Below are 20,460 nucleotides of genomic sequence, written 5' to 3'. Positions count from 1 at the left end.
GCTGTATCGGCAGGCTCTGCAATGGCCATTAGCGTTGATTGCGCAAATGACCGTTTCCGATCGGCGCGAGTCGCAAATGAATACGGCAGGTCAGTGCAGGGCCTGGGGCGGCGGCTTGATGAATTATTTCCTACGGTCGTCGGGATGTATCTTGAACAGCGCATTTAGATGCCATTTGCATCTAGCGTCGATACCCGTCACCCCCTACGATACGCGCCATGTTTTCAGGGAGCGTTTTCATGATGAAGTCGAAGAAGTCATTGCTTGCATGTGCACTGGGTACCAGCCTGCTGCTCGGTGGTTGTCAGGCCGTGAACACCACCAGTGGCGGCGCCGTGGGTGTCGATCGCAAGCAGTACATGTTCAGCATGCTGTCGAGCGATGAGGTCAACCAGTCCTATGCCCAGGACTACCAGCAGACGCTGGGTGATGCGAGCAACAAGGGCATGCTGGACAAGACCAGCGCCACCGCCAAGCGCGTGCAGAGAATTGCCGACCGCCTGGTCGCCCAGGCCCCTACCTTCCGCCCGGATTGCGCGGCGTGGAAGTGGGAAGTCAACTTGATCAAGAGCGATGAGCTCAACGCCAACTGTGGTCCTGGCGGCAAGATCATTTTCTACACCGGCCTGATCGACAAGCTGCAACTGACCGACGATGAAATCGCCGCGGTGATGGGCCATGAAATCGCCCACGCCCTGCGCGAGCATGGCCGTGAAGCCATGTCCAAGGCCTACGGTGTGGGGGCGTTGAAGCAGATCGCCTTGCTCGCCGGTGCCCCCAAAGGCGCTGTGGACCTGAGTGATAACGGCGTGAACCTGCTGATGACCTTGCCCAACAGCCGCGACAACGAAAACGAAGCGGACCTGATCGGCCTGGAGTTGGCGGCCCGTGCCGGCTACAACCCGAACGCGGCGATCAGCCTGTGGAACAAGATGAGCAAGGCGTCGGAAGGCGCGCCGCCGGAATTCCTCAGCACTCACCCGGCGTCTACTAGCCGGATCAGCTCGTTGCAGGCGGCAATCCCCAAGGTCATGCCGTTGTATCAGCAAGCCAAGAAGTCCTGATGGCCTGGCGTCACGTCCTGTGACGCCATCCCCGGCAACACCGGCCTCTGCATGATTGTGCAGCGGCCGGCTCGCCGACGATGAAGGCGCCCCAGGCGCCTCCCTCCGTTTTGCTTACACCCACCCGCTGCTTTGCATGGCCTTGTACACCGCAACCAGGGCCAGGACGAAGAACGCCGATGCCGCCAGGCGACGGATCAGGGTCAGGGGCAGTTTGTCTGCCGCGAAGTTGCCGGCCAGTACCACAGGTACGTTGGCGATCAGCATGCCCAGGGTGGTGCCGATGATGACCAACCACAGTTCAGGGTACTGCGCCGCGAGCATGACTGTGGCGATCTGGGTCTTGTCACCGATTTCCGCGAGGAAGAACGCAATCAGGGTGGTCAGGAACGGCCCGAACTTGCGTGCGGTGCTGGCTTCGTCTTCGTCCATTTTGTCGGGAACCAGGGTCCACAAGGCCGTGGCGGCAAAGCTGGCGGCAAGGATCCAGTGCAGGGTGACGTCGGAGAAGAAGCTGCCAAACCAGGCACCCACCGCACCGGCGGCCGCATGGTTGGCCAGGGTTGCGGCGACGATACCGGCGATGATCGGCCAGGGTTTGCGAAAGCGCGCGGCGAGAATCAGGGCGAGCAGCTGCGTCTTGTCGCCGATTTCGGCCAAGGCAACGACTGCGGTAGGAACGAGTAGAGAATCCAGCATCAGGTTTTTCCTAAGGGGCGGGTCGACACGGCTATGACACGTACAGCCTCCCCGCCCCGGGTAAGGTGTTCGTGTCATAGGTCTTGTCAAACCCTGCGGTCCGTCTGTGCGGACTCTTGGGTCGCATGCGCCATGGTCTGTTGACCAAGTATGTTGACGCATGCCGGACGAGCATGGCGCTCGTGGGAGACTACTCCCCTAGGACGGAGCGGATTCTGCCTAGGCAAAATCCATTCGGCAAGCCTTCTTTTGCAAAAGTCGCTTACCCGCGCTTGGCCCGGTAAATGCGAAAACCCTGGCCTTCGGCCTTGATCGAACATGGCCCCAGATGCTCTTCGATCAGCGGTTGGTAACGCAGGAAGCTATTGGCAACCAGCCGAAGTTCGCCGCCGTTTTTCAGATGTTTGGCTGCTTTTTTCAGCAAGTTTTCGGTGGCGTGATAATCGGTGTGAACCCCGACATGGAACGGCGGGTTGCTCAGGATGGCGTTCAAACCCATGGGCGCGGCGTCGATTCCGTCGCCGGTCAGGACCTCGGCTTCCAGGCCATTGGCAGCCAGGGTCAAGCGACTGCTGGCGGCAGCGAAGGCATCGACGTCGAGCAGCGTCACGCTGTTATGCGGGTAGCGGCGCTTGACCGCCGCCCCCAGGACGCCGGCGCCACAGCCGAAGTCCAGCAGGTGGCCGCTGGGCAGTTTGTCCAGATGTTCCAGCAACAGTGCGCTGCCGCGATCCAGCCGGCCGTGGCTGAATACGCCGGGCAGGCTGATGACCTTGAGCGGGCCTTCGGCCAGGGGCAATTCGTATTCCTGGGCCAGGCTTTCCAGGGTTACCGCTTCGGGGGCATTGGCGACGGTGACTTGCCACAGCTGGCAATGCCGCGCGCTGTCGAGCTTGCGTGGTTTGCCGAAGGGGTTGAGTTGCTTGGCCGCGCCTTCGATACCGCTGCGCTTTTCACCCACCAGGTACAGCTCGCGCCCAGCCAGGCGCGAGGCCAGGGCATTGAGCAGGTAGTCGGTCAGGTCCTTGGATTTGGGCAGGAAGAGCACGGCGCTTTCGAACCCTCGCTGCGGAGCATCCACCCCGAAATGGCTGCGTTCGGCAAAACGAGCGTCGAGCGCCGCCTGGTCACCGGCGTGCCAGCACCAGCCATGGGCATCGGGCAGCCGACCCAGCAAGTCGTCGGCGGGCAGGCCCGCCAGCAGCAGCGAACCTTGAAACAATTCAGCCTGGCGAAGCAGTACTTCACTGCGCGGATCCATAACCTGCTCCTTGAAAAAAAGTGGCGCAGTTTATCAACTGACGACTCGCAGCGCTGTACCGCTGAAAAAGCCCCGGGCATTTTCCGTCAATTGGCCGACGATGCGCTGGCGCGCCTCGCGGCTGCCCCAGGCGATATGCGGGGTGACGATCAGCCGTGGAATGTCGGCGGCCAGCAGCGGGTTGCCAGCCACTGGCGGCTCGACACTCAGCACGTCGGTGGCGGCACCGCCCAGGTGGCCGCTGCGCAGGGCATCGGCCAGGGCCTGCTCGTCGATCAGGCCACCGCGTGCGGTGTTGACCACAAAGGCGTTGGGCTTGAGCAGGGCCAGCTCGCGGGCGCCGATGAAGTGGCGGGTGTGCTCATTGAGCGGGCAGTGCAGGGTCAGGGCGTCGATTTGCGGCAGCAACTCATCCAGCGGCAGGCGGTCGGCGCGGGGCGGGCGGCCGGGCAACTGGCCCAGCAGCACGCGCATGCCAAAGGCCTCGGCCAGGCGCGCAACGGCGCTGCCGAGTTCGCCATGCCCGAGCAGGCCCAGGGTTTTGCCTTCGAGTTCGACAATCGGGTAATCGAGCAGGCAGAACTGCTTGGCCTCTTGCCAGCGTCCTTCGCCCACGGCTTTCTGATAATCGCCCAGGCGTGTAGCCAGGTTGAGCAGCAGCATCAGTGTGTGCTGGGCCACCGACGGCGTGCCGTAGCCCTGGCAGTTGCTGACGGTAATGCCCTGGGCCCGGGCCGCGGCGAGGTCGACGTTATTGGTGCCCGTGGCGGCAATCAGGATCAGTTTCAGGTCAGGGCAGGCGGCGAGGGTCTTGGCGTCCAGCAGGACCTTGTTGCTGATGGCCACCTGGGCGCCCTGCAAGTGTTCGATGACCTGGTCGGGGGCGCTGCTGGAGCACAGCTGCAGGTCGCTGAAGCTGTCGCGCAGTTCGCCAAGATCAAGGTCGCCGAGGTCGAGGGAGGTGGAGTCAAGAAATACGGCGCGGCGCTGGTTAGTCATCAACTGTACCTTTTGCACTAGAGGTCTGAAGGCGTAATCTGCCGAGCCTACCAGATGAAATAATTAGAAACACGGGAGCCCCATGTACCTGACAGAGTTCTTGACCGTTGCCCTCATCCACTTGCTTGCCGTAGCCAGCCCAGGCCCGGACTTTGCCGTGGTGGTCCGCGAGAGCGTGACCCACGGCCGTCGCGCGGGGACCTGGACGGCACTGGGGGTGGGCACCGCGATTTTCCTGCATGTGGGTTATTCGCTGCTGGGGATCGGCCTGATCGTGTCGCAGTCGATCGTGCTGTTCAACGCATTGAAATGGCTGGCGGCGGCCTACCTGTTGTACATCGGCTTCAAGGCCCTGCGCGCCAAGCCGGCTGCCCCGGCCACGGAAAACCTGCACCATGAAGCCGGCGAGCGCACGGCTCGCGGGGCCTTCACTTCCGGCTTTGTGACCAACGGCCTGAACCCCAAGGCGACGCTGTTCTTCCTGTCCTTGTTCACCGTGGTGATTAACCCGCACACGCCCCTGGCGATCCAGGCCGGTTACGGCGTGTACCTGGCGGCGGCGACGGCGTTCTGGTTCTGCCTGGTGGCCATGCTGTTCAGCCAGCAACGAGTGCGCGCCGGTTTTGCGCGCATGGGCCACTGGTTTGACCGGACCATGGGCGCGGTGCTGATCGCTATCGGCGTGAAGCTGGCCTTCACCGAAATGCACTGATTCAAAGAACAGATCGCGAAATATCCCTTCTGGCCGAGCAAATACTGGCGTAACGCTAGTATTTGCTCGGCTCTGCAAATCATTCCTTTGGCTGATTTGGTTGCTGCACTCTCACTCTAGAGTGGGCATTCTTCAGTTACGACCGGGCAGTCAGAAAAGGGATTCTTATGTTGCAGACTCGCGTGATTCCACCAGCCGAAGGCGCTTACCAATACCCGTTGCTGATCAAGCGGCTGCTGATGTCCGGCAGTCGCTACGAGAAAACCCGGGAGATCGTCTACCGCGACCAACTGCGCTACACCTACCCGACCCTTACCGAGAGGGTCGCGCGCCTGGCCAATGTGCTGACGGAGGCCGGGGTCAAGGCCGGCGACACGGTGGCGGTGATGGATTGGGACAGCCATCGCTACCTGGAATGCATGTTCGCCATTCCAATGATCGGCGCCGTGATCCACACCATCAACGTGCGCCTCTCGCCAGAACAGATTCTCTACACCATGAACCATGCCGTGGACCGCGTGGTGCTGGTCAACAGCGAGTTCGTCGGCCTGTACCAGGGCATTGCCGGGCAACTGACCACGGTGGAGAAAACCCTGCTGCTGACCGATGGCCCGGAGAAAACCGCCGAGCTGCCGAACCTGGTGGGCGAGTACGAACAGCTGCTGGCCGCGGCCAGCCCGCAGTATCAGTTCGAAGACTTCGACGAAAACTCGGTCGCCACCACCTTCTACACCACGGGCACCACCGGTAACCCCAAGGGTGTGTACTTCACCCACCGCCAGCTGGTGCTGCACACCATGGGGGTCGCGACCACCATGGGCTGCATCGACAGCGTGCGGCTGCTGGGCACCAATGACGTGTACATGCCCATCACCCCGATGTTCCACGTGCACGCCTGGGGCCTGCCGTATGTGGCCACCATGCTCGGGCTGAAACAGGTCTACCCCGGGCGTTATGACCCCGAGTACCTGGTGGAGCTGTGGCGCAAGGAAAAGGTCACGTTCTCCCATTGCGTGCCGACCATCCTGCAGATGCTGCTCAATGCCAAGGCGGCCCAGGGCACGGATTTCGACGGCTGGAAAATCGTGATCGGCGGCAGCTCGCTGAACCGCGCCCTGTACGAAGCTGCCAAGGCCAAGGGCATCCAGCTGACGGCCGCCTACGGCATGTCCGAAACCGGTCCGTTGGTGGCCTGCGCTCACCTCAATGATGAGTTGATGGCGGGCAGCGAGGACGAACGCACCACCTACCGCATCAAGGCCGGGGTGCCGGGGCCCTTGGTGGAAGCGGCGATTGTCGACGGCGATGGCAACTTTCTGCCGGCCGATGGCGAGTCCCAGGGCGAACTGGTACTGCGCGCGCCATGGCTGACCGAAGGCTATTTCAACGAGCCGCAGAAGGGCGCCGAGCTCTGGGAGGGCGGCTGGTTGCATACCGGTGATGTCGCGACCCTGGACAGCATGGGCGTGATCGACATTCGCGACCGGATCAAGGACGTGATCAAGACCGGGGGCGAGTGGATCTCCTCCCTCGACCTTGAAGACCTGATCAGCCGACACGTGGCGGTACGTGAAGTAGCAGTGGTGGGTATCGCCGATCCGCAATGGGGCGAACGCCCATTCGCCTTGCTGGTGATCCGTGAGGGCCACGTGATCGGGGCCAAGGAGCTCAAGGAGCATCTCAAGCCATTCGTGGAATTGGGGCACCTGAGCAAGTGGGCGATCCCGAGCCAGATTGCCCTTGTTACTGAAATTCCCAAGACCAGCGTAGGCAAGCTCGACAAGAAGCGTATTCGCATCGACATCAGCGAATGGCAGGCCAGCAACAGCACCTTTCTCTCGACCCTTTAATCCCCCTCTGGGCGCCCGAAAGGGCGCGCCAGACGCCCCCAAGCAAGCGCGTGCCTTGTGAAATCCGAATTTTCAGCCATCCTTGCCCCCGCCAGTGTCCACTGGCATGGCAAAGGACTGTTCTAGTGCGGTTGGAGGGTGCAAATCACACTTTAGAGGGATCTAGCAGTACTACCTGCTGGATATAGTCCGTCCACGGATTTTTAAGAACGGAGCAAGCACGCGAGATACCGGGCTGCCACCTTGAACGATCTAGGGAGCCGAGCTTCTGTTTGTTCGGGGCGTTTTTAGAAGTGCTCACTGCCATAACAATAATGCACATGGAGTAGCGTCGATGACATCAGTAAACCAGTTCTGGCGCCGGGCAAAACTGCCTCTGGCCGTCAGCCTCGCCTCTACGCTCGCCGGACCCGCATTCGGCGTCAGTTTCAATATTGGTGAAATCGAAGGCAGCTTCGATTCGTCCCTTTCGCTGGGTGCCAGTTGGTCGACGGCGGGGCGCAACAAGGACCTGATCGGCGTTAACAACGGCGGTAAAGGCTTATCCCAAACGTCGGATGATGGCCATTTGAACTTTGATAAAGGCGACAGCTTTTCAAAGATCTTCAAAGGCATCCATGACCTTGAGTTGAAGTACGGCGACACGGGTGTGTTCGTTCGTGGCAAGTACTGGTATGACTTCAAGCTGAAAGATGACGATCTGGACTTCAAGAACATCAGTGACCACAACCGCAAGGAAGGCGCCAAGTCTTCCGGCGGGCAAATTCTTGATGCATTTGTCTATCACAACTATTCAATTGCCGATCAGCCAGGTTCGGTGCGCTTCGGCAAGCAGGTGGTGAGCTGGGGTGAAAGTACCTTTATCGGTGGTGGCATCAACTCGATCAACCCGATCGATGTCTCGGCGTTCCGCCGCCCTGGTGCCGAGATCAAGGAAGGCCTGATCCCGGTCAACATGTTCTACGTGTCCCAGACCCTGACCGAAAATCTGTCGGCTGAAGCTTTCTATCAGTTGGAATGGGATCAGACGGTCACCGACAACTGCGGGACGTTCTTTTCCCAGCCGGATGTGATTGCTGATGGTTGTACCGATAACCTGCGTTTGCTGAGCAAGCGCTCCTTCCTCGCTACTCAGCCCGGCGCTTTGCCAGGCTTGGCGCGGTTTGGACTCGATATCAATGATGAAGGGGTGTTGGTCAAGCGATCCGCCGATCGTGACGCACGCGATAGCGGCCAGTTCGGGGTCGCGATGCACTACAACTTCGAGCCGCTGGACACCGAGTTTGGCGCTTACTTCATGAACTACCACAGCCGTGCGCCGATCTTCAGCGCGACAGGGGCGCCCGCTTCAGTCTATGCGGATGCAGTGACATTCCTGCCGGGGGCGGCAGCGTCGTTACGTCCTTTGGCCATTGCCGGCAACTCTAAGTACTTTATCGAGTACCCGGAAGATATCCGCCTGTATGGCTTGAGCTTTTCCACCACTCTGCCAACCGGCACCGCCTGGAGTGGCGAACTCAGCTACCGTCCAAATGCACCTGTCCAACTCAACACCACCGATATTCTCTATTCGGGCGTAACCCCATTGCCAGGCCTGTCTGGAGCCTCACCGCTTAAAGGTGTCGCTGGGCAGGATCAGCATGGTTATCGCCGCAAAGAAGTGACCCAATTCCAGACCACGTTCACCCACTTCTTTGACCAAGTGATGGGGGCCAGCCGTCTCACCCTGGTGGGTGAAATAGGTGTGACTCATGTCGGTGGCCTGGAAGGCAGCGATGAAGCGCGTTATGGCCGTGACCCTGTGTATGGGCCTGGCGCAGGTCCTTTGTGCGCCACGCTCAACGCGGGGACCATTCAGGGCGCTGGTGCGGGTACGTCGAGAGACAACCTCTCACGCAATTGCAACAACGAAGGTTTCACCACGGCCACTTCCTGGGGCTACCGCGGTCGGGCCATCTGGGAATACCCCGATGTATTCGCCGGCATCAACCTCAAGCCCAACGTCGCTTGGTCCCATGACGTCGATGGTTACTCGCCAGGCCCTGGCGGCAACTTCGAAGAAGGCCGCAAGGCGATCAGTCTGGGGCTGGATGCGGAGTACCAGAACACCTACACCGCGAGCCTGGCTTACACCAACTTCTTCGGTGGCCGCTACACCACCGTGGATGACCGTGACTTCCTCGCTTTCAGCGTTGGCGCGAACTTCTAAGCACACTGTATTTTCAGGACGAACGAATTATGAAAATAACCAAAAGTCTGTTGCACGTCGGTGTGCTTGGACTGTCTTTGCTGGCAACCAGCGTCATGGCCGCGGTCTCGGCTGATGAAGCTGCCAAGCTGGGCACTACCCTGACGCCGATGGGCGCGGAGATGGCCGGCAACGCTGCCGGTACCATTCCGGCCTGGAAGCCGATGCCGACCAACGCCGGTACCGTGGACAGCAAAGGTTTCCTGTCCAACCCCTATGCCAGCGAACAGCCGCAATTCACCATCACCGCGCAGAACGTCGAGCAGTACAAGGACAAGCTGGCGCCCGGGCAGTACGCGATGTTCAAGCGTTACCCGGAAACCTTCAAGATGCCGGTGTACCCATCCCATCGCGGCGCAACCGTGCCGGCTGATGTGTTCGCCGCCATCAAGGAAAACGCCACCAAGACCAACCTGGTCAGCGGTGGCAACGGCCTGGAAAACTTCAAGACCGCCATACCGTTCCCCATTCCGAAAAGTGGCGTGGAAGTCATCTGGAACCACATCACCCGCTATCGTGGTGGCAGCGTAACTCGTCTGGTCACCCAGGCCACGCCCCAGGCCAACGGCTCGTTCAGCCTGGTGTACTTCCAGGACCAGTTCGTATTCCGCGACAAGATGAAGGACTACGATCCAGCCAACCCGGGCAACATCCTGTTCTACTTCAAGCAGAAAGTGACCGCTCCGGCGCGTCTGGCCGGTGGTGTGCTGCTGGTGCACGAAACCCTCGACCAAGTGAAGGAACCGCGTTCGGCCTGGGTCTACAACGCTGGTCAGCGTCGGGTACGTCGCGCACCGCAAGTGTCCTATGACGGCCCGGGTACCGCGGCGGACGGCCTGCGTACCTCCGACAACCTGGACATGTACAACGGTGCACCGGATCGCTACGACTGGAAACTCGAAGGCAAGAAAGAGCTCTACATTGCCTCCGACAGCTACAAGCTCGACTCGCCGACCCTCAAGTACACCGACATCATCAAGGCGGGCCACATCAACCAGGACCTGACTCGCTACGAGCTGCGCCGGGTCTGGCATGTGGTCGCGACCCTGAAGGAAGGTCAGCGTCACATCTACGCCAAGCGTGACTTCTACATCGACGAAGACACCTGGCAGGCCGCAGTCATCGACCACTACGACGGTCGTGGCCAGCTGTGGCGTGTGGCCGAGGCGCATGCCGAGAACTACTACGACAAGCAAGTGCCGTGGTACGCCGTGGAAACCCTCTACGACCTGCAGTCCGGCCGCTACCTGGCACTGGGCATGAAGAACGAAGAGAAACAGGCTTATGACTTCGGTTTCACTGCCACCACCAGCGACTTCACTCCAGCTGCATTGCGTCAGGACGGTGTTCGCTAATTTGCTGTAAATAGAGGCCGCATCCTCGTTAAACGCCCCGACTGGTTCGGGGCGTTTTTTTTGCTCAAAAAAGACGTGGGGCGGCGCTCTGCATGAAGGCGAACCCCTAAGTAAATAAGGGTTATTCTCAGTTTTTTAAGATATTTCTCTCGAACAATCAGTGGTTGTCATTATGGATTTCAGATACATCCCGACATTCAGTTCGTAGTCTTTTTGTATGTATTTGTAGCAATAATCTTCAACAGGCGGCCTTTTACCGCTAGTCTGCGGACATCTGCAATGCCGACAACAGCACTTCAATAAGAGTTGGCTATGACTGACCTGTCCCGCATTCAAGGGCCTGCCGACGCGATGATTCCCGCGCTGGAGGGGCGCTTTTATCGACCACCCTTGCCCGACGGCCATATTCTGCGGCCGCGTTTGTGCGAGCGACTGAGTGCGGGCCTGAATGGGCGATTGCTGTTGGTCAGCGCACCGGCGGGTTTCGGTAAAAGCTCGCTGGCGGTGGAGTTCTGTCAGAGCCTGCCACCGCATTGGCAAAGCTTGTGGCTGGGGCTGAGCCGGCGCGACAACGACCCGGGCCGATTCCTCGAGCGTCTGCTCGAAGGCTTGCAGCTGTACTTTCCGCAGTTGGGCAGCCAGTCCCTGGGCCAGCTGAAAATGCGTCAGCGTCATCAACCCTTCGCCTTTGAAGAATGGCTCGACGGCTTGCTCGATGAATTGGCCGCTCACCTTTCCCTCAGCGCGCCGCTGTTGTTGGTCCTCGACGATTACCACTTGGCCCAGGGCCCAGTGCTGGATCGTTGCCTGCAGTTTTTCCTCAATCACCTGCCCGATGGTCTGTTGGTGCTGGTCACCAGCCGCCAGCGCCCGGACTGGCACCTGGCGCGCTTGCGCCTGTCACGACAACTGCTCGAGTTGCATGAGCAAGACCTGCGCCTGACCCATGATGAATCCCTGGCGCTGCTGGATCGCCACAGCAGCTCGCTGCGCGGTGAGGCGCTGGAGCGCCTGATCCAGCGCAGTGAGGGCTGGGTCGCCGGGTTGCGTTTCTGGCTGTTGGCAGCGTCCGAAGCGGGCAGCGACAGCACCCTGCCCAAGGGGCTGCACGGTGGGGAAGGGCTGATTCGCGACTATTTGCTGGAAGAAGTCATCGACTGCCTACCCGCCGAGGTCCAGGCGTTTCTGTATGACACCGCGCCCCAGGAGCGTTTCTGCAGCGAGTTGTGCGATGCGCTGCGTGAGTCCCATGACAGCGCGGAGATCCTGCGTTACCTGCAGGCGCATCAGGTATTCCTGGTGCCGCTGGATGAGCACGGCCACTGGTATCGCTACCACCATTTGTTTTCCGACTTGCTGCGCAGCCGCCCGAGGACCAACGCGGTGCTGCCGGCCGCCAGCCTGCACTTGCGCGCCTGCCGCTGGTTCAACGCCCAGGGCCTGCTGGATGAGGCGGTGGAGCAGGCCTTGCGCGCCGGACACCTGGATGTGGCGGCGAACCTGGTGCAGAACCTTTCTGAAGAACAGCTGCTGGCCGAGCAGAACGTCGGCATGTTGCTGCGGTGGAAGATGGACTTGCCGGACAGCCTGCTGGTCAGTACGCCGCGCCTGATCGTGCTCTACAGCTGGGCGCTGGGCCTGGCGTGCCAGTTGGATGCAGCGCAGGAGCTGGCGGAGAACTTGAGCCGCTTCCTGCCGGCGCCGTCTGCCACTGCCCAGAAGTCGATGCTGGCACAGTGGTTGGCGCTGAGCGGAATCATCGCCCGTGGCCGTGGTGATCGCGAATTGACCCTGGCCTATTGCACCGAAGCTCTGGAAAGCCTGCCGCACAAACGTTACGGGCAACGCTTGATGTGCCTGTCGACCCTGTCCAACCTGGCGATTGCCGATGCGGACTTGTGGCGGGCCCGGGGGCTCAACCGCGAGTCCCTGGAGCTGGCACAGCGGGTCGGTAACCCGCTGTTCGAGGCCTTGGCCCATTACGACCGGGCGCGGGTACTGCAGGCGCGGGGAGAGGTGCTGCGCGCGCTGGATGAGGTGCGCCAGGGGCAGCAGCGGCTGCTCGGGCTGTCGGCACGACGGCTGTACGCGGTGCGTGCCCGCCTGACGCTGTATGAAGGGTATTTGCTGACTCTGCGCGGGGAGCACCAGACGGGCATGGCGCGTTTGCGTGGCGGTCTGATTGAAGCGCGGGCCTGTCGTGATATCAGCGTACTGATCGGCCACTGCGTGATCGCCAACCAGGAAGGGCATAACGGCCGGTTCGCCGAGGCTTTTGCGGAACTGGCCGAGGCCGAACGCTTGATGCATATCTGGGATGTGCCGCCCATCTATTACCTGGCGATGATCACCCTGGTGAAGTGCGAACTCTGGTTGGCCCAGGGCCGTACCGACCTGGCCCAGGCCTGGCTGGCACGCCTGGGGCAGACCTATACCGGTGAGCAGGCCGCCGCGCCGCCGGAGTTTCATCCCCAGCTGCCGCTGCATATCGAGTTGCAGCAGGCGTTGCTGGACACCATCCAGGGCCAGCCGGCGCAGGCCGAAAAGCGTCTGGATGCCCTGATCGAACATGGGCGGCACACCGGCCGGCAATTATTGAACGTGATGGCGTTGAATCAGAAGATCGGCCTGTTACTTAGTCTGGGTCGTGAGCCTGAAGCCCGCCAGGCTTTTGCCCAGGCCCTGGAGTCGGCCGTGGGCGGAGCGTTGCAACCCTTTGAATGGCTGGTTCGCGAGCATCCGCAATGGATGCGCGAACAGCTGCTGCATGGGGGGCAGTCGCCGTTGCAGCAAGCCCTGCTTGAACGGTTACCGGCGCCAGTCAGTCGCGAGCCGGTCGAGCCTGTGACCCATCACACCGAGACCTTGAGCTCTCGAGAACTGGCAGTCCTGCAATTGATTGCCCAGGGCTGCTCGAACCAGGAAATCAGCGACCGGCTGTTTATCTCCCTGCACACGGTAAAAACCCACGCCAGTCATATCAACAGCAAACTCGGGGTAGAGCGCCGCACCCAGGCAGTGGCCAGGGCCCAGGAAATCGGCCTGCTCGGATAAAGCCTTGATTGCTGCCCCTGCTACGGCCTCTCGTGACCTGAAGCGGCAACCGAAACGGCAATCGACCTCTCGCCAGCGCTGGGGGAGCCTGATTGCCGGCGCCCTGAAAGTGCGCGGTGTCAGTCAGAAGTTCAATCGCAAGAAACGTAGTTCTTGCGATTGAACCGGCAATTAAAGTGGCTGTGTACCGTTACAAAGGCGAAGATCGGCCCCCACCGATCTGCCCGAATGGATCAAGGAGGCACCCATGTCGTATGTCTACACCAGAATGAGCTCGCCCGTCGGCCAGTTGACCCTCATCGCCCGGGCCTCAAAGCTCTGCGCCATCCTGTGGGAGAACGAAAAACTCAACCGCGTGCGCCTGGGTCCGTTGCAGGAAATCCGCGACGAGCCGGTGTTATTGGAAACGGAGCGTCAACTCAACGAATACTTCGCGGGCAACCGTGAGCAGTTCGAACTGGACCTGGACTTTGCCGGCACCCCCTTCCAATGCAAGGTCTGGCAAGCCCTGCTGACCATCCCTTTCGGTGAAACCCGCAGTTACAGCCAAATCGCCACCCAAGTCGGCAGCCCCAAGGCGGTTCGCGCTGTAGGCGCCGCCAATGGCAGGAACCCGATCTCGATTGTCGCCCCTTGCCACCGAGTGATAGGCGTCTCTGGCAGCCTTACCGGCTTTGCTGGAGGGCTCGAGGCCAAGCAGCTCCTGTTGACGCTGGAGGGGAGAGGGACGTTGCAGTTGGATTTTTGACTGCGAGGGAACCGCCGTCACGTCGAGTACGCCACCGAGGTGCCCAGGCTCGCGCTTTAGAGTGATAGACGCGAGCTGTGCCAAAATATGCCATCACTGTTTGCCTGGAACTGCTCATGACTCCCGCTCAAACCACCCTAATCCGCGAAACCTTTCCCGTCGGCCCGTTGCAGTGCAACTGCACGATCATCGGCGATCCGGTCACGAAAAAAGCGATCGTCGTCGATCCGGGTGGCAATCATGAGCTGATTCTGGCGCGGCTCGATGCCTTGGGTCTCAAGGTGGTGAGCATCATCCATACCCATGCTCACCTGGATCATTTCCTGGCCTCGGGGCAGTTGAAGGAAAAGACCGGCGCGACCCTGCATCTGCACAAGGAGGACCAGTTCCTCTGGGACAACCTGGAGATGCAATGCAGCATGTTTGGCGTGCCTTACACGCCCGTGCCGGCGCCGGATCGCTGGCTGGCCGATGATGAGGAGCTGGCCTGTGGCTGTGGCGTTGCGCTGCACACGCCGGGGCATACGCCAGGTTCCATGAGCTTTTGGTTTTCTGAGGCTAAGCTGTTGATTGCCGGTGACACCCTGTTCAAGCGTGGGGTCGGGCGTACGGACTTATGGGGCGGCGATCAGGCCACCATCGTGCGTTCGATCAAGCAGCGCCTGTACACCCTCGATGAAGAGGCGACGGTGGTGACCGGGCATGGTCCAGACACCCGCCTGGGCGATGAGATGCGTGAAAATCCCTTTGTTCGGGCCTGATGTTTTGCAGGGGTGTTGATGGAATTTTTGCCATTTGTCGCGTTCCAACGCCAGCAAAGGTCCATTGCCAACGTCCGCTGCACCACAGAATGCAAAAAGTAGGAGCTTTCCATGTTCACCTCGCGTCGTTTAATTATTGCCGCTACCGCTGTGGCCTTGTTGTCTGGCTGTGCTTCGCCTAATCCGTATGACAACCAGGGGCAGGCCGACGGTTCCACGGGCATGAGCAAGACTGCGAAATACGGCGGTCTCGGTGCCTTGGCCGGCGCCTTGGCCGGTGCCGCCATCGATCACAATAACCGTGGCAAGGGCGCGCTGATTGGTGCCGCTGTAGTGGGGGCTTCCGCCGCCGGTTATGGCTACTACGCCGACCAGCAGGAAAAGAAACTGCGCGCCAGCATGGCCAATACGGGGGTTGAAGTGCAGCGCCAGGGTGATCAGATCAAGCTGATCATGCCGGGCAACATTACCTTCGCCACCGATTCGGCGAACATCGCCCCCAGCTTCTATCAGCCGCTGAACAACCTGGCCAACTCGCTGCGTGAGTTCAACCAGAATCAGATCGAGATTGTCGGCTACACCGACAGCACCGGCAGCCGTCAGCACAACATGGATCTGTCTCAGCGTCGTGCACAGAGCGTAGCGACCTACCTGACCTCGCAAGGTGTCAGCGGTGCCAACCTGTCGGCGCGCGGTGCCGGCCCCGACAACCCGATTGCCAGCAACGCCGATGTCAACGGTCGCGCGCAGAACCGTCGAGTCGAGGTCAACCTCAAGGCGATTCCTGGCCAGCAGTATCAGCAGCCGGGCCAGCAAGGGCAGCAATACCAGCAGTACTGAGTGCGCGCTTGAGTACCGGCGAGGCATAAAAAAGCCCGCCCGTTCCATTGAGGAGCGGGCGGGCTTTTTAGTGTCCGAGTCTTACTTTCTCAGACCGTAATGCTCATCGAGCATGCCGGGGGCATTGGGTGTTTTTGGGGCGTAGTCGCGCGGTGGTTCCTGGTCGCGCGGAGGTGTCAGGCGCTCCCGTGGAGCCTGTACCGAGTCGGAGTGCAGGGCGGCCAGCAGGCGTTGGCGAGTCAGTTCGTCCAGGGCCAGGCGGTTGGCACCCTCGGCGAGATGGTCTTGCACTTCCTGATAGCTCTGAGTGAGCTTTTTCACCAGGGTTGCGGTGCTGTTGAAGTGGGTGACCACTTCGTTCTGATAATTGTCAAAACGTTCCTGAATATCATCCAGCTGACGTTGCGTGCGGTTAGGCGCGGCATTCGGCAGCAGGCGAGCGACCAGAAATCCAATGGCGACACCGGCAACCAGGGCAAGAGTCGGCAACAACCAAACTAAGAGCGAGTGTTCCACGAGTCCTTCCTCTATAAACGGCTTTGCTTTACGTTAACGGCTCGAACCTGCGCTGTATACCGCGATTCACTCGCAATAGATTGGCACAGACAATTTGCTAGACGAGTCGACCCCCTTCGAGGTCACGGAGTTCCTTCCTTGCTAATGCGTGAAACCCCTGTAGTGATTGATGGCCCTGTCGGCCAACTGGAAGCCCTGTATCTGGATCTGCCCGATGCCTGTGGCGTGGCGCTGATCTGTCACCCCAACCCGGTACAGGGCGGCACCATGCTCAATAAGGTGGTGTCGACGTTACAGCGCACCGCACGCGATGCCGGTTTGATTACCTTGCGTTTCAACTATCGGGGAGTGGGTGCAAGCGCAGGCACCCATGACATGGGCACTGGTGAAGTTGACGACGCCCAGGCCGCAGCCCAGTGGTTGCGGGTCAAGCACCCCGAGCTGCCGATGACGCTGCTCGGCTTCTCCTTCGGCGGTTTTGTCGCGGCCAGCCTCGGCGGCCGCCTGGAAGCCGGTGGTGAGCAGCTCAAGCACCTGTTCATGGTGGCCGCTGCGGTTATGCGCCTGAGCGATGCCGACCAGTTGCCCCAAGGCTGCCCACTGACCCTTATCCAGCCGGAAACCGACGAAGTCATCGACCCGCAAACCGTCTATGACTGGTCCGCTGCGCTCAAGCGCCCCCATGAGCTGCTGAAAGTGGCAGAATGCGGACACTTTTTTCATGGCAAGCTCACCGATCTGAAAGATCTGGTGCTGCCGCGTCTCTCGAATTGATAGCTGTCTGATAAGCGATTACCCATGACTACTCGTACGCGCATCCTTACCGGCATCACCACCACCGGCACGCCGCACCTGGGCAACTACGCAGGTGCCATCCGTCCGGCGATCCTTGCCAGCCGCGACAGCAATGCCGATTCGTTCTACTTCCTGGCCGACTACCACGCCCTGATCAAGTGCGATGACCCGCTGCGCATCCAGCGCTCGCGCCTGGAAATCGCCGCGACCTGGCTGGCCGGTGGCCTGGATGTGGAGCGCGTGACCTTTTATCGCCAGTCGGACATCCCGGAAATCCCCGAGCTGACCTGGCTGCTGACCTGCGTTGCGGCCAAGGGCCTGCTCAACCGTGCGCATGCCTACAAGGCGTCGGTGGACAAGAATGTCGAGTCCGGTGAAGACCCGGATGCCGGTATCACCATGGGCCTCTACAGCTACCCAGTGCTGATGGCGGCGGACATCCTGATGTTCAATGCGCACAAAGTGCCGGTGGGTCGCGATCAGATTCAGCACGTGGAAATGGCCCGCGACATCGGCCAGCGCTTCAACCATCTGTTCGGACAGGGCAAAGAATTCTTCACCATGCCCGAGGCGCTGATTGAAGAAAGTGTCGCCACCTTGCCCGGCCTCGACGGTCGCAAGATGTCCAAGAGCTATGACAACACCATCCCGTTGTTCACCAGCGCCAAGGACATGAAGGACGCCATCTCGCGCATCGTCACCGACTCCCGCGCCCCGGGCGAAGCCAAGGATCCGGACAACTCGCACCTGTTCACGTTGTTCCAGGCCTTCGCCACGCCCGCGCAGGCGGACGAATTCCGTGGCGAACTGCTGCAGGGCCTGGGTTGGGGTGAAGCCAAGAACCGCCTGTTCCAATTGCTGGACGGCGAGCTGGGTGAGGCTCGCGAGCGCTATCACCAGTTGATCGAGCGCCCGTCGGACCTGGAAGACATCCTGCAAATCGGCGCCAGGAAAGCCCGCGCCGTGGCCACGCCGTTCCTGAACGAGTTGCGTGAAGCCGTCGGCCTGCGTTCCTTTGTAAACCAGGTACAAGTCGCAGCAACCGGTAAGAAAAAAGCCGCCAAGGCCGCGAGATTCGTCAGCTTCCGTGAAGACGACGGTAGCTTCCGCTTCCGCCTGCTGGCGGCGGACGGTGAGCAGTTGCTGCTGTCGCGCAACTTTGCCGACGGCAAGGCCGCAGGTGCTGCGACCAAGCAGCTGCAGTCGGGCCAGGCATTGGATGTGCGCAGCGACGCGCTGAGCTTCAGCCTGTGGCTGGGCGACGAACATGTTGCCGACAGCCCGGCTTTTGCCGATGTGGGCGCGCGTGATGCGGCCATCGCGGAACTGCGGATTGCTCTGACCCCCGTGCAGGACTAATCGGAATCTTCCCGACCAAGGGCTGATTGCCATTCCCCAGGGCCGTCGCTACAGTGACGGCCCGTTTTTGTTGCCTTGCTAACGAATTATGACGCCCCTAGAACGATATCAAGCTGATCTGAAACGCCCTGACTTCTTCCACGACGCGGCGCAGGAAACTGCCGTACGCCATTTGCAGCGCCTGTACGACGATCTGGTCGCGGCTTCGCAAAACAAGCCGGGGCTGTTGGGCAAACTGTTTGGCAAGAAGGATCAGACGCCGGTCAAGGGTCTGTATTTCTGGGGCGGCGTCGGCCGCGGCAAGACCTATCTGGTCGACACCTTTTTCGAAGCCTTGCCGTTCAAGGAAAAAACCCGCACGCACTTTCACCGTTTCATGAAGCGTGTGCACGAAGAGATGAAGACCCTGGGCGGCGAAAAGAACCCGCTGACCATCATCGCCAAGCGTTTTTCCGATGAGTCGCGGGTGATCTGCTTCGATGAATTCTTCGTCTCCGACATCACCGATGCCATGATCCTCGGCACCCTGATGGAAGAGCTGTTCCGCAACGGCGTGACCCTGGTTGCAACCTCGAACATCGTGCCCGACGGTTTGTACAAGGACGGCCTGCAGCGTGCGCGCTTCCTGCCAGCCATCGCCTTGATCAAGCAGAACACCGAGATCGTCAACGTCGACAGTGGCGTCGACTATCGCCTGCGGCACCTCGAACAAGCCGAGCTGTTCCACTTCCCGCTGGACGAAGTGGCTCAGGAAAGCCTGCGCAAGAGCTTCCGCGCCCTCACGCCGGAATGCACCCAGGCGGTGGAAAACGACGTGCTGATAATCGAGAACCGCGAAATCCGTGCCTTACGCACCTGTGATGACGTGGCCTGGTTTGATTTCCGCGAGTTGTGCGACGGCCCGCGTAGCCAGAACGATTACATTGAGCTGGGCAAGATTTTCCACGCGGTGCTGCTCAGCGGCGTCGAGCAGATGAGTGTGACCACTGACGATATCGCCCGGCGCTTTATCAACATGGTCGACGAATTCTACGACCGCAACGTCAAGCTGATCATCTCGGCCGAGGTCGAGCTCAAGGACCTGTACACCGGCGGTCGCCTGAACTTCGAGTTCCAGCGCACCCTTAGCCGGCTGCTGGAGATGCAATCCCACGAGTTCCTCTCGCGGGCGCACAAACCCTAGGTTGCTGCCGCATACAAGAAGGGCCTGCACATTGCAGGCCCTTTTTCATTTATGCGGCTTGTTGCTGGAACTGCTGTCGGTACTGGTTGGGCGACAGTTCGGTGTGCTGGCGGAACAGGCGGGCAAAGAAGCTCGCATCGTCGTAGCCCACCTCGTAACTGATGGTCTTGATGCTTTTGCGGGTGCCAGAGAGCAAGCCCTTGGCGGTTTCGATGCGCAGCCGTTGCAGGTAATGCAGGGGCTTGTCGCCGGTGGCGGTCTGGAAGCGGCGCATGAAGTTGCGGATGCTCATGCCGTGTTCCCGTGCTACGTCTTCGAATCGGAATTTGTCGGCGAAGTGTTCCTCGAGCCAGTGCTGGATCTGCAGGATGATCACGTCCTGATGCAGTTTCTGGCCGCCGAAGCCGATGCGCCCCGGGGCATAGTTGCGCTGCACCTCATACAGAATGTCGCGCGCCACGGCCTGGGCCACGTTGGCGCCGCAGAAGCGCTCGATCAGGTAGATGTACAAGTCGCAGGCTGAGGTGGTGCCGCCGGCGCAGTACAAGTTGTCGGCGTCGGTCAGGTGCTTGTCCTGATTGAGCTGGACCTTGGGGAAGCGTTCGCTGAAGGCATTGAAGAAGCGCCAGTAGGTGGTGGCCTCCTTGCCATCGAGCAGGCCGGCCTCGGCCAGCCAGAACACTCCGGTGGCTTCGCCGCAGAGTACGGCGCCGCGGGCATGCTGCTGGCGCAGCCAGGGCAGGATTTGTGGGTAGCGTTGGCACAGGGATTCGAAATCATCCCAGAAGGCCGGGAGGATGATCACATCGGTATCTTCCAGGCCGCCGTCCACCGGCATGATCACATCGCTGAAACTGCATACCGGCTTGCCATCGGGGCTGACCAGACGGGTTTCGAACGCCGGGGTCAGGCCTTGGCCAAGCTGTTTGCCATAGCGCAGGCTGGCCAAGTGGAAGAAGTCTTTGGCTTGCATGAGGGTAGAGGCGAAAACCCGGTCGATAGCCAGGATGCTGACG

17 protein-coding genes and 1 riboswitch are annotated in these 20,460 nt (G+C 60.6%); of the genes, 12 read left to right on the top strand and 5 right to left on the bottom strand.

Annotation, left to right across the window (positions count from 1 at the left end; all coding sequences use genetic code 11):
- Positions 1-239 precede the first annotated feature (239 nt).
- Entirely contained in the window at positions 240-1,064 is an 825-nt protein-coding gene (locus AC19YX_RS18315; RefSeq protein WP_078472419.1) for a M48 family metallopeptidase, read from the top strand.
- A 114-nt stretch (positions 1,065-1,178) separates the two neighbouring features.
- On the opposite strand, the gene AC19YX_RS18310 is transcribed toward AC19YX_RS18315, so the two are convergent.
- The 3 genes from AC19YX_RS18310 to AC19YX_RS18300 form a co-directional block, all read right to left on the bottom strand.
- Positions 1,179-1,763 (bottom strand): TMEM165/GDT1 family protein, encoded by a 585-nt coding sequence (locus AC19YX_RS18310; protein ID WP_020297602.1) that lies wholly within the window; start codon positions 1,761-1,763, stop codon positions 1,179-1,181.
- An 88-nt stretch (positions 1,764-1,851) separates the two neighbouring features.
- A riboswitch (yybP-ykoY riboswitch) is annotated at positions 1,852-1,975 on the bottom strand.
- 50 nt (positions 1,976-2,025) lie between these two features.
- Positions 2,026-3,024, bottom strand: a complete 999-nt coding sequence (locus AC19YX_RS18305; protein ID WP_201127872.1) for a methyltransferase — start codon at positions 3,022-3,024, stop codon at positions 2,026-2,028.
- A gap of 33 nt (positions 3,025-3,057) precedes the next feature.
- Positions 3,058-4,023: a 2-hydroxyacid dehydrogenase gene (locus AC19YX_RS18300; RefSeq protein WP_500606725.1), complete on the bottom strand. Its 966-nt coding sequence runs from the start codon at positions 4,021-4,023 to the stop codon at positions 3,058-3,060.
- An 82-nt stretch (positions 4,024-4,105) separates the two neighbouring features.
- Here AC19YX_RS18300 and AC19YX_RS18295 point away from each other — a divergent pair, with 82 nt between their 5' ends.
- From AC19YX_RS18295 to AC19YX_RS18260, 8 genes are all read left to right on the top strand, one after another.
- Positions 4,106-4,735: a LysE family translocator gene (locus AC19YX_RS18295; RefSeq protein ID WP_020297599.1), complete on the top strand. Its 630-nt coding sequence runs from the start codon at positions 4,106-4,108 to the stop codon at positions 4,733-4,735.
- Positions 4,736-4,902: 167 nt separating this feature from the next.
- Positions 4,903-6,585, top strand: a complete 1,683-nt coding sequence (locus tag AC19YX_RS18290; protein WP_078472415.1) for a fatty acid--CoA ligase — start codon at positions 4,903-4,905, stop codon at positions 6,583-6,585.
- 334 nt (positions 6,586-6,919) lie between these two features.
- Positions 6,920-8,794, top strand: a complete 1,875-nt coding sequence (locus AC19YX_RS18285; RefSeq protein ID WP_201127869.1) for a DUF1302 domain-containing protein — start codon at positions 6,920-6,922, stop codon at positions 8,792-8,794.
- 29 nt (positions 8,795-8,823) lie between these two features.
- On the top strand, positions 8,824-10,188 hold the full coding sequence (locus AC19YX_RS18280; RefSeq protein ID WP_020297596.1) for a DUF1329 domain-containing protein: 1,365 nt from the start codon (positions 8,824-8,826) through the stop codon (positions 10,186-10,188).
- A 312-nt stretch (positions 10,189-10,500) separates the two neighbouring features.
- Positions 10,501-13,242, top strand: a complete 2,742-nt coding sequence (locus AC19YX_RS18275; RefSeq protein ID WP_078472412.1) for a winged helix-turn-helix domain-containing protein — start codon at positions 10,501-10,503, stop codon at positions 13,240-13,242.
- A gap of 247 nt (positions 13,243-13,489) precedes the next feature.
- Positions 13,490-13,990 carry a methylated-DNA--[protein]-cysteine S-methyltransferase gene (locus tag AC19YX_RS18270; protein WP_500606724.1) on the top strand — a complete coding sequence of 167 codons (501 nt, stop codon included), beginning with the start codon at positions 13,490-13,492 and terminating at the stop codon, positions 13,988-13,990.
- 116 nt (positions 13,991-14,106) lie between these two features.
- Entirely contained in the window at positions 14,107-14,751 is a 645-nt protein-coding gene (locus AC19YX_RS18265) for an MBL fold metallo-hydrolase (RefSeq protein ID WP_500606723.1), read from the top strand.
- A gap of 111 nt (positions 14,752-14,862) precedes the next feature.
- Positions 14,863-15,591, top strand: coding sequence for a YiaD family glycine zipper/OmpA-like lipoprotein (locus AC19YX_RS18260; protein WP_078472409.1), 729 nt, complete (start codon positions 14,863-14,865; stop codon positions 15,589-15,591).
- Positions 15,592-15,672: 81 nt separating this feature from the next.
- On the opposite strand, the gene AC19YX_RS18255 is transcribed toward AC19YX_RS18260, so the two are convergent.
- Positions 15,673-16,107 (bottom strand): Z-ring associated ZapG family protein, encoded by a 435-nt coding sequence (locus tag AC19YX_RS18255; RefSeq protein ID WP_020297572.1) that lies wholly within the window; start codon positions 16,105-16,107, stop codon positions 15,673-15,675.
- A 144-nt stretch (positions 16,108-16,251) separates the two neighbouring features.
- On the opposite strand from AC19YX_RS18255, the gene AC19YX_RS18250 reads away from it, so the two are divergent.
- The 3 genes from AC19YX_RS18250 (at position 16,252) to zapE (ending at position 19,444) form a co-directional block, all read left to right on the top strand.
- Entirely contained in the window at positions 16,252-16,881 is a 630-nt protein-coding gene (locus AC19YX_RS18250; RefSeq protein WP_500606769.1) for an alpha/beta hydrolase, read from the top strand.
- Positions 16,882-16,905: 24 nt separating this feature from the next.
- On the top strand, positions 16,906-18,261 hold the full coding sequence (locus AC19YX_RS18245) for a tryptophan--tRNA ligase (protein WP_078472407.1): 1,356 nt from the start codon (positions 16,906-16,908) through the stop codon (positions 18,259-18,261).
- Between the two features lie 88 nt (positions 18,262-18,349).
- On the top strand, positions 18,350-19,444 hold the full coding sequence (gene zapE, locus AC19YX_RS18240; RefSeq protein WP_020297569.1) for a cell division protein ZapE: 1,095 nt from the start codon (positions 18,350-18,352) through the stop codon (positions 19,442-19,444).
- 49 nt (positions 19,445-19,493) lie between these two features.
- Here zapE and AC19YX_RS18235 read toward each other — a convergent pair whose 3' ends face one another.
- Positions 19,494-20,393, bottom strand: a complete 900-nt coding sequence (locus tag AC19YX_RS18235) for a GlxA family transcriptional regulator (protein ID WP_177326784.1) — start codon at positions 20,391-20,393, stop codon at positions 19,494-19,496.
- Between the last annotated feature and the right edge of the window lie 67 nt (positions 20,394-20,460).

It is taken from the genome of Pseudomonas sp. MF09150 (assembly GCF_059862355.1).
The sequence above is the reverse complement of the archived record's forward strand: the minus strand, read 5'-3'. Positions and strand labels throughout refer to the sequence as shown.

Bases quoted from the DNA above. Each gene is read 5' to 3' on its own strand.
- AC19YX_RS18315 (WP_078472419.1), top strand. From the start codon at position 240: ATGATGAAGTCGAAGAAGTCATTGCTTGCATGTGCACTGGGTACCAGC.
- AC19YX_RS18310 (WP_020297602.1), bottom strand. From the start codon at position 1,763: ATGCTGGATTCTCTACTCGTTCCTACCGCAGTCGTTGCCTTGGCCGAA.
- AC19YX_RS18305 (WP_201127872.1), bottom strand. From the start codon at position 3,024: ATGGATCCGCGCAGTGAAGTACTGCTTCGCCAGGCTGAATTGTTTCAA.
- AC19YX_RS18300 (WP_500606725.1), bottom strand. From the start codon at position 4,023: ATGACTAACCAGCGCCGCGCCGTATTTCTTGACTCCACCTCCCTCGAC.
- AC19YX_RS18295 (WP_020297599.1), top strand. From the start codon at position 4,106: ATGTACCTGACAGAGTTCTTGACCGTTGCCCTCATCCACTTGCTTGCC.
- AC19YX_RS18290 (WP_078472415.1), top strand. From the start codon at position 4,903: ATGTTGCAGACTCGCGTGATTCCACCAGCCGAAGGCGCTTACCAATAC.
- AC19YX_RS18285 (WP_201127869.1), top strand. From the start codon at position 6,920: ATGACATCAGTAAACCAGTTCTGGCGCCGGGCAAAACTGCCTCTGGCC.
- AC19YX_RS18280 (WP_020297596.1), top strand. From the start codon at position 8,824: ATGAAAATAACCAAAAGTCTGTTGCACGTCGGTGTGCTTGGACTGTCT.
- AC19YX_RS18275 (WP_078472412.1), top strand. From the start codon at position 10,501: ATGACTGACCTGTCCCGCATTCAAGGGCCTGCCGACGCGATGATTCCC.
- AC19YX_RS18270 (WP_500606724.1), top strand. From the start codon at position 13,490: ATGTCGTATGTCTACACCAGAATGAGCTCGCCCGTCGGCCAGTTGACC.
- AC19YX_RS18265 (WP_500606723.1), top strand. From the start codon at position 14,107: ATGACTCCCGCTCAAACCACCCTAATCCGCGAAACCTTTCCCGTCGGC.
- AC19YX_RS18260 (WP_078472409.1), top strand. From the start codon at position 14,863: ATGTTCACCTCGCGTCGTTTAATTATTGCCGCTACCGCTGTGGCCTTG.
- AC19YX_RS18250 (WP_500606769.1), top strand. From the start codon at position 16,252: ATGCGTGAAACCCCTGTAGTGATTGATGGCCCTGTCGGCCAACTGGAA.
- AC19YX_RS18245 (WP_078472407.1), top strand. From the start codon at position 16,906: ATGACTACTCGTACGCGCATCCTTACCGGCATCACCACCACCGGCACG.
- zapE (WP_020297569.1), top strand. From the start codon at position 18,350: ATGACGCCCCTAGAACGATATCAAGCTGATCTGAAACGCCCTGACTTC.